Origin of the sequence: Amycolatopsis sp. FDAARGOS 1241 (assembly GCF_016889705.1) — a bacterium.
Classification (GTDB): domain Bacteria; phylum Actinomycetota; class Actinomycetes; order Mycobacteriales; family Pseudonocardiaceae; genus Amycolatopsis.
Window position 1 is genome coordinate 4,090,045 of the sequence record NZ_CP069526.1, and the last position, 13,211, is coordinate 4,103,255.

A 13,211-nucleotide genomic window follows, 5' to 3' on the forward strand; every position below is an offset into this window, starting at 1 on the left:
GAAGCAAACAGCGATGACGAAGGTGCACCCGCCGTTCGACCCGGAGATCGCCGCGGCGCTCGTGGCCGTGAACTCCGCGCTGCCGTCGTCCGTCACGCCGGACCTCATCGGACGTCTGCGCGAGCTGACGGCCGCGGGTCACACGATGAGCCTGGCCGAGATCCGCGAACACGCCGACGCCGAGGAGGTGGACGGCAACGGCGTGCCGTTGCTCGTACTGCGGCCGAAAGGCAGCGACCCGGCCGTGCCGCTGCCGGGGGTGTACTTCCTGCACGGCGGCGGCATGATGGCCGGCAACAACCGCACCGGCGCCGACTGGGCACTGGCTTGGCTGGCGGAGCTCCCGATGGTGGTGGTGAGCGCCGATTACCGGCTCGCGCCCGAGCACCCGCACCCGGCGCCCGTCGAGGACTGCTACACCGGGCTGACGTGGCTCGGCGACCACCTCGCCGAGCTGGGCATCGACCCGGACCGGCTCGTGGTCGCCGGCGGCGGACTCGCGGCCGCCACCGCGCTGCTCGCGCGCGACCGCGGCGGCCCGCGTCTGCGCGGCCAGCTGCTGGTGTGCCCGATGATCGACGACCGCGCGAGCACCCCCTCGAGCACGGAGCTGGTCGGCGAAGGCGTGTGGGATAGCGTCTCCAACGCCACCGGCTGGTCGGCCCTGCTGGGAGCCGCAGCCGGTGGCCCGGCCGTCTCGCCCTACGCGGCCCCGGCCCGAGCCACCGACCTTTCCGGGCTGCCGCCCGCGTTCCTCGAGGTCGGTTCCGTCGAGACGTTCCGCGACGAGGCCGTCGCCTACGCCTCGCGGCTGTGGCAGGCGGGCGGGCAGGCCGAGCTGCACGTGTGGCCCGGTGGCTGCCACGGGTTCGACGAGGTGGTGCCGCACGCCCCGATGGCGCGCGAGGCCCGGGCGAGCCGCGTCAACTGGCTGCGCCGCGTGCTCGCGGAGTGATCACCGGCGCGATTTCCGCGCCGCCCGCAGGAACTCCCGGTTGAGCGTGGTGATGCTCGTCAGCGGGATCCCCTTGGGGCAGGCGAGGGTGCACTCGCCGGTGTTGGTGCAGCCGCCGAACCCTTCGGCGTCCATGGCGTCGACCATGTCGAGCACGCGTTGCTCGCGTTCGGGCTGACCCTGGGGGAGGGCGTTGAGGTGGCTGACCTTGGCGGCGGTGAAGAGCATGGCCGAGCCGTTGGGGCAGGCCGCGACGCAGGCGCCGCAGCCGATGCACGTGGCGTTGTCGAAGGCGAGGTCGGCGTCGGGCTTCGGGACGGGGGTGGCGTGGGCGTCGGGGGCCGCGCCGGTGGGTGCGGTGATGTAACCGCCGGCCTGGACGATGCGGTCGAAGGCGGAGCGGTCGACGACGAGGTCCTTGATGACGGGGAAGCCCTCCGACCGCCAGGGTTCGACGTCGATGACGTCGCCGTCGGTGAAGGCCCGCATGTGCAGCTGGCAGGTCGTGGTGGTTTCGGGGCCGTGGGCCTGGCCGTTGATGACGACACCGCAGGAGCCGCAGATGCCTTCGCGGCAGTCGTGGTCGAAGGCGACCGGCTGTTCGCCGGCTTCTATGAGGCTCTGGTTGAGCGTGTCGAGCATTTCGAGGAACGACATGTCGGGGCTGACGCCGTCGACCGGGTAGTCGACGAGGTGCCCTTCGCTGTCGGGGCCGGGCTGGCGCCAGACGCGTACGGTGAGTTTCACGTGTAGCTCCGCTGGGTGGGGTGGACGTAGTCGAAGTTCAGGGGTTCCTTGTGCAGCACGGGTTTCTCGCCGTATTCCCAGGCGGAGACGTGCGCGAAGTTTTCGTCGTCGCGCTGGGCTTCGCCGTCGGGGGTCTGGTGTTCTTCGCGGAAGTGCCCGCCGCAGGATTCTTCGCGCACGAGCGCGTCGAGCAGGAGGAGCTCGGCCAGTTCGAGGAAGTCCGCGACGCGACCGGCTTTTTCGAGCTCCTGGTTGAGTTCGGCGCCCGTGCCGGGGATGCGCACGTCGCGCCAGAACTCGGCGCGCAGTTCGGGCACGCGGTCGAGGGCTTTGCGCAGGCCTTCGGCGGTGCGGGCCATGCCGCAGTGGTCCCACATCATCAGGCCGAGTTCGCGGTGGAAGGAGTCGACGCTGCGGGTGCCGTTGACCGCGAGCAGCCGGGTGATGCGGTCGGCCACCGCGGTCTCGGCCTGGGTGACGGCGGGGTCGTCGGGGGCGACCTCGTCGAGGCGGCCCTGGCCGAGGTAGTCGTTGAGCGTGGCGGGGAGCACGAAGTAGCCGTCGGCGAGGCCTTGCATGAGCGCGGACGCGCCGAGGCGGTTGGCGCCGTGGTCGGAGAAGTTGGCTTCGCCGATCACGAACAGGCCGGGGATGGTGCTCTGCAGATCGTAATCGACCCACAACCCGCCCATGGTGTAGTGGATGGCGGGGTAGATGCGCATCGGGACGTCGTACGGGTTTTCCGCGGTGATGCGCTGGTACATGTCGAAGAGGTTGCCGTATTTGGCTTCCACGGCCGCCCGGCCCATGCGGGAGATGGCGTCGGCGAAGTCGAGGTAGACGCCGAGCCCGCCGGGGCCGACGCCGTAGCCGGCGTCGCAGATGTTCTTGGCGGCGCGGGAGGCGATGTCGCGCGGGACGAGGTTGCCGAAGCTGGGGTAGAGGCGTTCGAGGTAGTAGTCACGCTCGGCTTCGGGGATCTCGGCCGGCGGCCGCGGGTCGCCCTTTTCCTTCGGCACCCAGATGCGGCCGTCGTTGCGCAGGGACTCGCTCATCAGCGTGAGCTTGGACTGGTGCTCACCCGAGCGCGGGATGCAGGTCGGGTGGATCTGGGTGAAGCAGGGGTTGGCGAAGTAGGCGCCGCGTTTGTGGGCGCGCCAGATCGCGGTGGCGTTGGAGCCCTTGGCGTTGGTGGACAGGTAGAACACGTTGCCGTAGCCGCCCGTGGCGAGCACGACGGCGTCGGCCAGGTGGGTGGTGACCTCGCCGGTGACCAGGTCGCGGGCGACGATGCCGCGGGCGCGGCCGTCGACCACGATGAGGTCGAGCATTTCGGTGCGCGGGTGCAGTTCGACGTTGCCGGCGTCGATCTGCCGCGACAGGGCCTGGTAGGCGCCGATGAGCAGCTGCTGGCCGGTCTGGCCGCGGGCGTAGAAGGTGCGCTGCACCTGCACGCCGCCGAAGGAACGGGTGTCGAGCAGCCCGCCGTACTCGCGGGCGAAGGGCACCCCCTGGGCGACGGCCTGGTCGATGATCTGCGCCGAGACCTGCGCGAGCCGGTACACATTGGACTCGCGGGAGCGGAAATCACCGCCCTTGACGGTGTCGTAGAACAGGCGGTAGACGGAGTCGCCGTCGTTGCGGTAGTTCTTCGCGGCGTTGATGCCGCCTTGCGCCGCGACGGAGTGGGCGCGGCGCGGGGAGTCCTGGAAGCAGAACTGCACGACGTGGTAACCCTGCTCGGCCAGTGTCGCGCCGGCCGAGCCGCCCGCGAGGCCGGTGCCGACCACGATCACGCGGTGCTTGCGCCGGTTGGCCGGGTTCACCAGCTTTGCCGCGAACTTGCGCTCGTCCCAGCGCCGTTCGATCGGCCCGCTCGGGGCGGTGGCGTCGGCGATCGGGTCGCCGATGGTGTACTCGAGCATCCTCAGCTCACCCATCCGGTCATGACGGAAATCGGTACGATCAGGAACCCGGCGGTGATCACCACGGCGAGCACGGTGCCGACGGTTTTGATCGTGTGGTCCTTGGTCGCGCTCCTGATGCCGAGCGTCTGCGCGGCGCTCCAGAAGCCGTGGTTGATGTGCAGCCCGAGCATCAGCAGGGCCACGATGTAGATGACGTTGACCCACCAGACCTGGAAGTCGGCGACGACGTTGTGGTAAGGCTCGTCGCGCACGAAGTCCTGGTTGGCCACGCCGACGGTCAGGTCCAGGATGTGCCACACGATGTACACGGCGAGCGTCGCGCCGCCCCACCGCATCGTGTGCGTCGCGAAGCTGGCGCGCGGGCGCTGACCGTGGACGTAGCGCACCGGGCGCGCGCGACGGTCGCGTTTGGACAGTTGCACCGCGGCCGTGACGTGCAGCACGAGTGCGACGATCAGCGCCGTGCGCTGCACCCACAGGTACCAGGAACTGTGCAGCGCCGGTTCGCCGATCGTGCGCAGCCAGGCCGCGTAGTGGTTGAAGTCCTCGGGGCCGAAGAAGATCTTCAGGTTGCCGGCCATGTGCGCGAGCAAGAAGACGACGAACAGCAGTCCGGTCGCCGCCATCACGACCTTCTTGCCGATCGTCGATTCCCAGAAGAGCCGCACCGCCGGGCGTTTTCGCCGCGCGGTGGCGAGTTGACTTGCCACGGCTTCGACGTTAAGGCCGGTCCGACGAGAGGGCAAACACATCCTTCCTCTTGTCATGAGAGGAACCGCCTATGATGGGTGCATGCAGTTCCAGCAGCTGTCGTACTTCGTCGCGGTGGCGGAGACCCGGCACTTCACCCGGGCGGCCGAACAAGCCCGGGTCGCGCAACCGTCGCTGTCGCAACAGATCCGTGCGCTCGAGCGCGACGTGGGCGCCACCCTGTTCCACCGCGTCCGCGGCAACGTGACGCTGACCGAGGCCGGCGAGACGCTGCTGCCGATCGCGCGGCGCATCCTGGCCGAGACCGAGGCGGCCTACCGCGCGATCCGGGAGCTCGACGAGCTCGGCCGCGGCCGGGTCCGGCTCGGTGCGACGCCGAGCTTGTGCACGGGCCTGCTGCCCGTGATGCTCGCCGCCTTCCGCCGCGCCTACCCCGGCATCGAACTCGTGCTGCACGAAAGCGGTTCGCGCAACTTGCAGACCGAGCTGTCGGAAGGCGCGCTCGACCTCGCGATGATCGTCGACAGCCGGGTGCGCGACGACCGGCACCTCGAAAGCACCCCGCTGTTCGTCGAAGAGCTGGTGGTGATCTCGCCGAAGGACGCGCCGGCCCCGGCCCGCGGCCGGCTCCCGATCCGCGAGCTGGCCGACCGCCCGTTGGTGATGTTCCGCCGGGGCTACGACCTGCGGGAGGCGACGGTGAACGCCTGCCGTGCCGAAGGGTTCGACCCGGTCTTCGCGATCGAGGGCGGCGAGATGGACGCCGTGCTGGAGCTCGTGCAGGCGGGCATCGGGCTGGCCGTGGTGCCGAGCACGGTGGTGGGCGAGCGGTTCCGGATGACGCAGTTCACCGAACCCGGCCTGAGCCGCGTCGTCCGGCTGGCGTATCGCCGCGACGTCGAGCTGCCCCGGGCCGCGCGGGCGCTGCAGGAGGCGATTGTCCGGTTCCTCCGGGCCGAAAGTGGGCTCGGTCACCTCCCGGCGGGCATCCGCTCGCTCGTCGGCCGCTGAACGCGGCATGATCATCTCAGCCGAGGACGGGAGCGGGCGATGGCGGGTGCGCTGAACGAGCAGTCGGCGGTGCGGGTGCTGGAGATCGCCGGCGTGCGGTTCACCTACGTGGTGGACGGCGCGATGGCGATGGTGCGCAAGGCGTTCTTCGGCGGGGTGCCGGATTCGTATTGGACGGAGCACCCGGAGGCGCTCGACGCGCAGGGCCGCGTCGCGATGTCCGCCGGTGGCCTGCTCGTCGAACGCGACGGCGAGGTGTTCCTGGTCGACGCCGGCCTCGGGGACGTCCGCAGCCCGGTACTCGTCGAGGGGGAGACAGTCGGCTACTGCGACTCCGGCGCGCTGCCCGAAACGCTCTCGGCCCTCGGACACCGGCCCGAAGACATCGAGGCGGTCGCGTTCACGCACCTGCACGTCGACCACACTGGCTGGGCCTTTTCCGGCGGCCGCAGGTTCTTCCCAGCGGCGGCCTACCTGGTGGCGGGCGCCGAGTGGGCGCCGCACGAGCGCGGCGAGCTTATCCCCGGCGCCCCGGCGCGCGGCGACGTCATCGAGCCGCTGGCCGGCTCGCACCGGCTCATCGCCGACGGCGAGGAGGTTTTCCCGGGCGTGCGCGCCGTCGTGACGCCCGGCCACAGCCCGGGCCACACCTCCTACCTCGTCGACGCCGGCGCCCAGCGCGTCCTCGCGTTCGGCGACGTCTTCCACCTCCCGGCCCAGCTCACCCACCCCGATTGGCCGTCGCGCCCCGACGTCGACACGGCCGGTGTTCTGGCGGCGCGCAGCCGCATCGTCACCGAACTCGAGCAGCCGGGGACGATCGGCTTCGCGTTCCACTTCGGGGACCAGGCCTTCGGCCGCGTCACCCGGGGTGCCGACGGATTGCGGTACTGGGAGCCGGTCGAGGCGGAGGCGGTGCTGCCGGCACCGCGAGTGCTCACGGACTGAGTTCCGCCCGCCGGGGTACGGCCGTGGACAGGCGAAAGCACGGGTGCTATAACCGGACTACTCCATACTGCATACAACATCCAGTCGAGTGGGTGACGCCATGTCCGAGCCCTTGACCACGCCCGCAGTGCGGGAACTGCTGGACGTCTACGGACGCCGCTACCGGGTCGGCGAGAGCGATCTGGAGCTGCTCGGCCGGCCGCGCAGCTGGATGCTCTGGCTCAGCGGCGCGGCGATGTTCGCGGCCGGGCTGCAGCAGTACGGGTTCGGCGCCATCGCGCCCGTGCTGACGGGCGCGCATGGCTGGACGTTCACCGAAGTCGTGGTGTCGCTGGCGGTGTGGGCGGTGGCGCAGGCCAGCGTCGTGTTCCCGGTGGCCTGGCTGCGCGACCGCGGCCGGCTGTCGCCGCAGGCGGCCGTGGTGCTGGGCGGCCTGTTGTGCGCGATCGGGCTCGTGACGCTCGGCCACGCGACGAGCCTCGCGGTCGTGTTCGCCGGCTACTCGCTGCTCGGCGGCATCGGCACCGGGCTCGTCTACGGCACGTGCGTGGGCGCCGTGATGCGCTGGTTCCCCGACCGCGCAGCCACGCGCGTCGGCGCGGTGAGCGGTGCGTTCGCCTACGGGAGCGTGCCGTTCGTGCTCGTCGCCGGGTTCGCGCTGACCGCCGGCAACCGCGCGGTGCTGCTCGACGTCACGGCGGCGGTCGTGCTCATCGTGGTCGCGGGTTCGGGCGTGCTGCTGCGCTACCCGCCGCAGCACTGGTGGCCGGCCGGCGCGCCGGACCCGCGCGAGTGGGCGCGCGACAAGGTGCGCAACCGCAGCGTGTCCGCCAATCGCCCGGCCATCCGCCACTACCGCCCGGCCGAACTGCTGCGCTGCGGCACCACCCTCGCCCTTTACCTCACGGTGGTGCTCGCCGCCGCCGTGCTGCTGTTCGACCTCGCCTACCTCGCCACGTTCGTCGCGGAACGCGGTGGTGGCACCGGCCTCGCGGCGGTCGCGCTCGCGGTGCTGGCCGGCCTCACCGGCACCGGGCGCGTGCTGCTCGGGTGGCTGTCCGACCGGCTGGGCCGCCGCCGGATCCTGCAGGTGGCCCTGATCGCCGGTGCGGTCGGGCAGTTCGTGCTGTTCTACTCCGGCGAGCACCGCCACGCCGTGGGCCTCGTGCTCGGCGCCGCGCTCGCGGGCCTGGGCAACGGGTGCTGCTACACACTGCTGACCGGGCTAGTGCGCGAGTACTTCGGCGAGGACTCGGCCCTGCAGAACTTCGGCGTCCTCTACAGCGCCAAGGCCGTCGGCGCCCTGCTCGGCATCGGGCTCGCCGCGCTGGTGGTCGCCGCGCACGGCTACTTCGGCGCCTTCGCGGCGGCCGGCGTCCTCAGCCTGGCCGGCGCCGTCCTCACCGGACGGCTCGCGCAGCCGGGCCGGCCCAAGTCCCTGCTCCCCGCGCGCTGAACCCGGAGGTGGCCCCGTGGGCCGGATGACCAGCCGACGCCGCGTGTTCCGCGTCGTCGACGGAAACCTGACGATGCGTCCCGACACGCTCAGCGCCGAGGAGCCGCTGGAGATCCGCGTGGCCGGCCGCGCGCTCACCATCACCATGCGCACGCCCGGCAGCGATTTCGACCTCGCGGCGGGCTTCCTCGTCGGCGAGGGCATCGTGAGCCAGGGCGCCGACGTGGCGGGTATCCGCTACTGCGCGTGGGCCACAGTGGACGGTTCGAACACCTACAACATCGTCGACGTCCTCCTGCGCGACGGCGTCCCGCTGCCCGACCCGTCGATCGAGCGCACCTTCTACACCACGTCCTCGTGCGGCCTGTGCGGCAAGGCGAGCCTCGACGCCGTGCGCACCACGGTGCCGTGGCCGGTCGAGGACGACCCCCTCTCGGCGAGCCCCGGCCTGCTCGCGGGGCTGCCCGACGCGCTGCGCGCGGCCCAGCAGGTCTTCGACCGCACCGGCGGCCTGCACGCGGCCGGGCTGTTCGACGGCACGGGCCGGCTCCTGTGTGTGCGCGAGGACGTCGGCCGTCACAACGCCGTGGACAAAGTCGCGGGCTGGGCCGCGCGGGAAGGCCGGCTCCCGCTCGCCGGCACGGTGCTGATGGTGAGCGGACGGGCGTCGTTCGAGCTGGTCCAGAAGGCCGCGATGGCGGGGATCCCGTTGCTGGCGGCGGTTTCCGCGCCGTCGTCGCTCGCGGTGGAGCTGGCCGAGGAGCTCGGCCTCACCCTCGTCGGGTTCCTGCGCGGCTCCTCGATGAACGTCTACACGCGCGCCGACCGGCTGGGCCTGCACGACCCGCGGCAGCTCGTCGGCCACTGAGCCCGCTCGGGTGCCCGCACCGCGGCGGGCACGCGCGCACGGGGAAACCCCCTTCGCCACGGGGCAGTCGTGGCGGAGGGGCCCTGCTTTGGCCGAGCTCAGCGGTTCGTGGAACACGCGTGCGCCCCGGCGCCGGCCAGGGTGCCGCCGTCGACGATCAGGTACTCATGGGGGATCGGCGTGCCCGCGAACCACGATTCGAGGATTCGCGTGTGCCCGCCGCGTACCGGGCCTGGGCCGAGAGCGTGGAGCCCGAGGTGTGGGGCGTCATGCCGTGGTGGGGCATGGTGCGCCACGCTTCATTGCGGGTAGTTGCGCACCTGGGCGAGGACCGTCATCACGACGTGCTCGGCCACGCCGACGCTGTCGGCGTAGGTGACTTCCGCGACGGTCACGCCGTGCGCGATGGCCGCATCGAGGTCCGTGTGGTCCGAACCGATGCCGGCGGTGATCACGAGCTTGAGGTTCTTCGCCTTCTCGAACCGCTCCGGGGTGAGGTAGGCGGGCCAGAACGGCTGAAAGATCACGACATCCGCGTCGGGCAGCTCCTCGTGTCGAACACCGAGCCTGCGCGGTCCTTGTCGGACGTGACGACCGGCCGGTGGCCCCGGTTCTCCAGGAACTCGCGCAGGCCGAGCTCACCCGAGACTCGGCGGGTACCCCAAGACCTACGCGCGACGATCTGCCCCGCCTCGGCGGCTACCCCGGCGGGCAGACCCTCGCGTCCCCGAAGGCGCTCGACAGAGGCACCGGATCCCGGTCGGCGAGCACGAGCCCGATCTGCGGCGGCCGCGCCGGGTTCTCCAGGGGCACGACGCGCATGCCCGGAGGTACCCCCGACATGTGCGGCCAGGCGTGCGAGATGACGCTGGACCACCGGCGTGCGGCGACGTGCGCGGACAGCCCTGACACGGTATCGGGCTCGATCGCCGGGACGACCGACGCGCCGGCGGCGGCGCAGAACCCGTCGAGGATCCGGCGGTTGCGCAGCTGAGAGCCCAGCAGGCACAGCGGCACGGTCGCCGCCTCGGCCCACCGCACGCGCGGCCGGTCGGCGAGCTCACCGTTCTCGGGCGTCGGGAGCAGGTAGCGCTTTTCGCAGAGCGGGACCGTCCGGACGGCGCCCAGCTCCTCGTGGTCCACATAGGTCAGCGCGATGTCCAGTTCGAACTCCGCCGGCCGGCGCATGATCTCCCGTGAGGACAGCGATTCCGGCGTGACGCGCGCGTGCGGGTGGCGTTCGCAGAACGGCGTCGTCAGCAGCGTCGCGGGCGTCAGCGACGTCGGGATGGTGCCGACTCGCAGCACACCGGAGAGACTGCTGCGCATCGTGGAGAGGTCCTGGCGCAGCGCGTCGCACTCGGCGAGGATGCGGTGGCCCGACAGCAGCACCCGCTTGCCTTCGGGCGTGGGTCCTTCGAACCGCCGGCCCCCGCGCACGATGGGCACGCCCAGTTCGTGTTCGAGCTTGCGGATCGCGGCCGAGAGCGAGGGCTGCGAGACGTGACACGCGTCGGCCCGGGCGAAGTGCCGTTCCCGGGCCAGGGCGACGAGGTGCTCCAGTTGGCGTAGCAGCGCAGTTCATCCTCCCGCGGGCGAGCCCGCCCCGGACAGATCGATCCGGACGATCCGGTTGCCCGCCGCGCGGTTCGGGCGGAGGCTGGTGATCCGGCCCGGAGGAGGGGCAGCGATGGGGACGGCGTACCTGCACGCGGTGGCATCACTGGACGGCTACATCGCCGACGAGCACGACGACGTGGGGCGGCTGCACGAGTGGTACTTCAGCGGTGACCACCCGCTCGTCGAGGACGACCACGCCGAAGTGCACGGCGGCGCGCCGTTCCGCGTCTCGACGGCTTCGGCCGAGTACGTGCGGGGGCTGTGGGCGCGGCAGAAGGTGCCGGTCGTCGGGCGGCACCAGTTCGACCTGACCAACGGCTGGGAGGGCCACCCGCCCGCGAGCGACCACGTCGTGGTCGTGTCGCACCGGCCGTGGCCGGTGCGCTGGCACCCGGAGGCGCCGTACCACTTCGCCGGTTCGGTGGCCGAGGGCCTCGCCCGGGCGCGCGAGCCGGCCGGGGACGGCGACATCGGCGTGGGCGCCGGTGACGTCGGCGGGCAGGCGCTGGCGCAGGGCCTCGTCGACCACGTCGCGATCGACGTCGTGCCGGTCGTCTTCGGCCGGGGCAAGCCGTACTTCGGTGCCTTCGCCGACGGACACTCGATGCTCGGTGATCCGGACGTCGTCGTGCCGGGCGACGGGGTGCTGCACCTGCGTTATCCCGTGCGCCGGGGCTAGTACTCCAGCCGCACTTCGTGATATTTGTGCTGTCTTCGCTGGTGGTGGCTGGTCTTCGCGCGGTGTTGGTGACGTCGTCGCCAGTGTGACCAGGTCAGGATCGGACGCCAGTGTGGTGCGGTGTGGATCAGATGTGCCAGCAGACGGCGGACTTCGCCGAGGGTGAGCGGGATGAGGCCGCGGCCAGGACTTTTGGGGACACCGCTGCCGTGACCGCGAGGTAGGTGTGCGCAAGCATGGCCAGGGTGATGTGGCGATACCAGGCGTCGTAACGCCGGACTTGGTAGTGGTCAAGGCCGACTTCGTTCTTGGCGGTCTGGAAGCATTCCTCGATGGCCCAGCGGGCCCCCGCGACCCGGATCAGCTCCTCGTCCGGCGTGGTCGCGGGGGCGCAGCACAGGTAGTAGGCGAGTTCGGGTTCCACTCCGGTGCGGGTGATCTGGCGACGGACGAGCAGGCGTCGAGTCCACCCGTCGGGGGTGTGCTCGCCGATCGTGGGGATCGTGGCGGTGGCCCAGTCGTAGAGTCGTGGTCCTTTGGCGCCGTCACCCGCCGAGCGGCGTTTCCAGATCTCGGGTGGTGCCTGGGCGACGAGGTGATCCGCTCGTGCGGTGGCGAAGCCGCCGGCGGGCAAGGGCTGACTGCGGGGGACGGCGACCACGTAGCCGATGTTTCGCTGTTCCAGCCAGGATCGGAACTTGTTGTCCTGGCCGTACGCCTCGTCAGCGGTCACCCATCGTGCGGGGACACCGGCCGCGAACGCGCGGGCGAGCATCGCTTTGGCCAGCGTGGTCTTCGTCGCGAACTCGACCTCGTCCGGCACCGCCGCGTCGCGACAACGCTCGCGGTCGGCGATCCAGGATTTCGGCAGATATAGCTCGCGATCGACGAGAGTGCGTCCTTTCGTTGTGGTGTAGGCGAGGAACACGCCGAGTTGGCAGTTCTCGATCCGGCCCGCGGTCCCGGAGTACTGCCGCTGCACCCCGGCGGATTTGGTGCCCTTCTTGAGGAATCCGGTCTCGTCCACGACCAGGACACCGTCCGGGCCGCCGAGGTGTTCCACGGCATAGGCCCGCACGTCGTCGCGGACACCGTCGGCATCCCAGGCGGCGGCGTTGAGCAGCCGCTGCATGCCATCCGGGGTTGTGTCTCCCGCGATCTCGGCCAGGGTCCAGCCGTTCTTGTCCGCCAACGGCGCTAACAAGCCTCGCACGTAAGCGCGGGCACGTCGGCGAGGCTCGGCCCGGAAGAACCGGCCTGCCACCCGCCCGAACAACCCCTCCAGGCCCGCCGCCCACGCCGAGACGTCTTCATCCACCCACACAAGACCGAGAACCTATCAGAGCAAGATCACGAAGTGCGGCTGGAGTACTAGAGCGTGTCCGACAATGTTTTGGTCCAGGTGATCACGGCATGAAGGACGACGGCGGAGCGGTAGACGATGGCCAACTTGTCATAGCGCGTGGCCAGGCCGCGCCATTGCTTGAGCAGGTTGAAGCCACGTTCGACCACATTGCGACCGCGGTAGTCGACCGAATCGAACACCGGCGGACGGCCACCGCGTGAGCCACGGCGCTTCCGATGCCCGGCCTGGTCAGCGGGCTCGGGAATGACAGCGGTGATGCCGCGGGTACGCAAATGCCGGCGGATCGCCCGTGATGAATACGCCTTGTCCGCCCGGAGCTGGTCGGGACGGGTGCGGGCCCGGCCGCGCCCGGCCCGGCGGATCCGCAGATGGCGCATCAGGTGCGCGAACATCGGAGCGTCCCCGGCCTGACCGGGACCGACCAGCGCCACCAGCGGACGGCCGCACCCGTCGACGAGGTGATGGACCTTCGTGCTCCAGCCACCGCGGGAACGGCCGATCGCATGATCAGGCGGCTCGCTGCGCAGATCCGTGTAATTCGACCCAGCCCCCCGTGACACGCCTGATGCTGGTGGCGTGCTGATGCGCCCGCGCGATCGTGGAATCCACCGACACCGTCCAATCCACCAGCCCAGCCGCGTCCGCTTCGGTCAGCAGGCGCTGCAACACCACGTCCCAGGTCCCATCGCCGGCCAGCCGTCGGTGCCAGGTCCAGATCGTCTGCCACGGACCGAACACCGCCGGCACGTCCCGCCACGCGATCCCACACCGATACCGATAGATGATCCCCTCGACCATCGCCCGCGCATCCGAGAACGGCCGACCACGCCTACCGGTACGGACCGGCAACAAGTCCTCGATCAACGCCCACTGAACATCCGACAACAGCTGAAACCGCGACACACCCACACAATCTCAGCAA

Annotated in this window: 13 protein-coding genes and 1 pseudogene; 6 read left to right on the plus strand and 8 right to left on the minus strand. The window is 70.9% G+C overall.

Translation table 11 applies throughout. The annotated features are described in order from the left end of the window. Nucleotides 1-13: 13 nt before the first annotated feature. Nucleotides 14-955, plus strand: coding sequence for an alpha/beta hydrolase (locus I6J71_RS20140; RefSeq protein ID WP_204096120.1), 942 nt, complete (start codon nt 14-16; stop codon nt 953-955). Here I6J71_RS20140 and I6J71_RS20145 read toward each other — a convergent pair whose 3' ends face one another. Genes I6J71_RS20145 through I6J71_RS20155 form a run of 3 tightly spaced genes read right to left on the minus strand, consistent with a single transcriptional unit; the run spans nt 956 to nt 4,340 of the window. Beyond that, nucleotides 956-1,702, minus strand: a complete 747-nt coding sequence (locus I6J71_RS20145) for a succinate dehydrogenase/fumarate reductase iron-sulfur subunit (protein ID WP_204096121.1) — start codon at nt 1,700-1,702, stop codon at nt 956-958. Further along, on the minus strand, nt 1,699-3,642 hold the full coding sequence (locus tag I6J71_RS20150) for a fumarate reductase/succinate dehydrogenase flavoprotein subunit (RefSeq protein WP_370542165.1): 1,944 nt from the start codon (nt 3,640-3,642) through the stop codon (nt 1,699-1,701). The genes I6J71_RS20145 and I6J71_RS20150 overlap by 4 nt, the downstream gene beginning before the upstream one ends. Next, nucleotides 3,630-4,340, minus strand: a complete 711-nt coding sequence (locus I6J71_RS20155) for a succinate dehydrogenase cytochrome b subunit (RefSeq protein WP_239155073.1) — start codon at nt 4,338-4,340, stop codon at nt 3,630-3,632. Before I6J71_RS20155 ends, I6J71_RS20150 begins: the two co-directional genes overlap by 13 nt. 82 nt (nt 4,341-4,422) lie before the next feature. On the opposite strand from I6J71_RS20155, the gene I6J71_RS20160 reads away from it, so the two are divergent. The 4 genes from I6J71_RS20160 (at nt 4,423) to fdhD (ending at nt 8,624) form a co-directional block, all read left to right on the plus strand. Next, nucleotides 4,423-5,352 carry a LysR family transcriptional regulator gene (locus I6J71_RS20160; protein ID WP_204096123.1) on the plus strand — a complete coding sequence of 310 codons (930 nt, stop codon included), beginning with the start codon at nt 4,423-4,425 and terminating at the stop codon, nt 5,350-5,352. A 39-nt stretch (nt 5,353-5,391) separates the two neighbouring features. Further along, nucleotides 5,392-6,300, plus strand: a complete 909-nt coding sequence (locus I6J71_RS20165; protein ID WP_204096124.1) for an MBL fold metallo-hydrolase — start codon at nt 5,392-5,394, stop codon at nt 6,298-6,300. A gap of 100 nt (nt 6,301-6,400) precedes the next feature. Then, on the plus strand, nt 6,401-7,756 hold the full coding sequence (locus I6J71_RS20170; protein ID WP_204096125.1) for an OFA family MFS transporter: 1,356 nt from the start codon (nt 6,401-6,403) through the stop codon (nt 7,754-7,756). 16 nt (nt 7,757-7,772) lie between these two features. Further along, entirely contained in the window at nt 7,773-8,624 is an 852-nt protein-coding gene (gene fdhD / locus I6J71_RS20175) for a formate dehydrogenase accessory sulfurtransferase FdhD (protein ID WP_204096126.1), read from the plus strand. Nucleotides 8,625-8,923: 299 nt separating this feature from the next. Here fdhD and I6J71_RS48450 read toward each other — a convergent pair whose 3' ends face one another. Both I6J71_RS48450 and I6J71_RS20185 read right to left on the minus strand, forming a co-directional pair. Further along, nucleotides 8,924-9,151: a hypothetical protein gene (locus I6J71_RS48450; protein WP_239155075.1), complete on the minus strand. Its 228-nt coding sequence runs from the start codon at nt 9,149-9,151 to the stop codon at nt 8,924-8,926. Nucleotides 9,152-9,323: 172 nt separating this feature from the next. After that, entirely contained in the window at nt 9,324-10,199 is an 876-nt protein-coding gene (locus I6J71_RS20185) for a LysR family transcriptional regulator (protein ID WP_204097151.1), read from the minus strand. Between the two features lie 115 nt (nt 10,200-10,314). Between I6J71_RS20185 and I6J71_RS20190 the strand changes: the two genes are divergently transcribed. Next, the gene (locus tag I6J71_RS20190; protein ID WP_204096127.1) at nt 10,315-10,923 is read left to right on the plus strand and encodes a dihydrofolate reductase family protein; all 609 of its coding nucleotides are present in this window, start codon (nt 10,315-10,317) and stop codon (nt 10,921-10,923) included. Here the strand turns inward: I6J71_RS20190 and I6J71_RS20195 are convergent. From I6J71_RS20195 to I6J71_RS50860, 3 genes and pseudogenes are all read right to left on the minus strand, one after another. Beyond that, nucleotides 10,920-12,241: pseudogene (locus I6J71_RS20195) on the minus strand (IS701 family transposase). The gene I6J71_RS20190 and the pseudogene I6J71_RS20195 overlap by 4 nt on opposite strands. Before the next feature lie 53 nt (nt 12,242-12,294). Then, entirely contained in the window at nt 12,295-12,849 is a 555-nt protein-coding gene (locus I6J71_RS50855; RefSeq protein WP_370542166.1) for an IS5 family transposase, read from the minus strand. Further along, nucleotides 12,797-13,198 carry a transposase gene (locus tag I6J71_RS50860; protein WP_370542167.1) on the minus strand — a complete coding sequence of 134 codons (402 nt, stop codon included), beginning with the start codon at nt 13,196-13,198 and terminating at the stop codon, nt 12,797-12,799. The genes I6J71_RS50855 and I6J71_RS50860 overlap by 53 nt, the downstream gene beginning before the upstream one ends. Between the last annotated feature and the right edge of the window lie 13 nt (nt 13,199-13,211).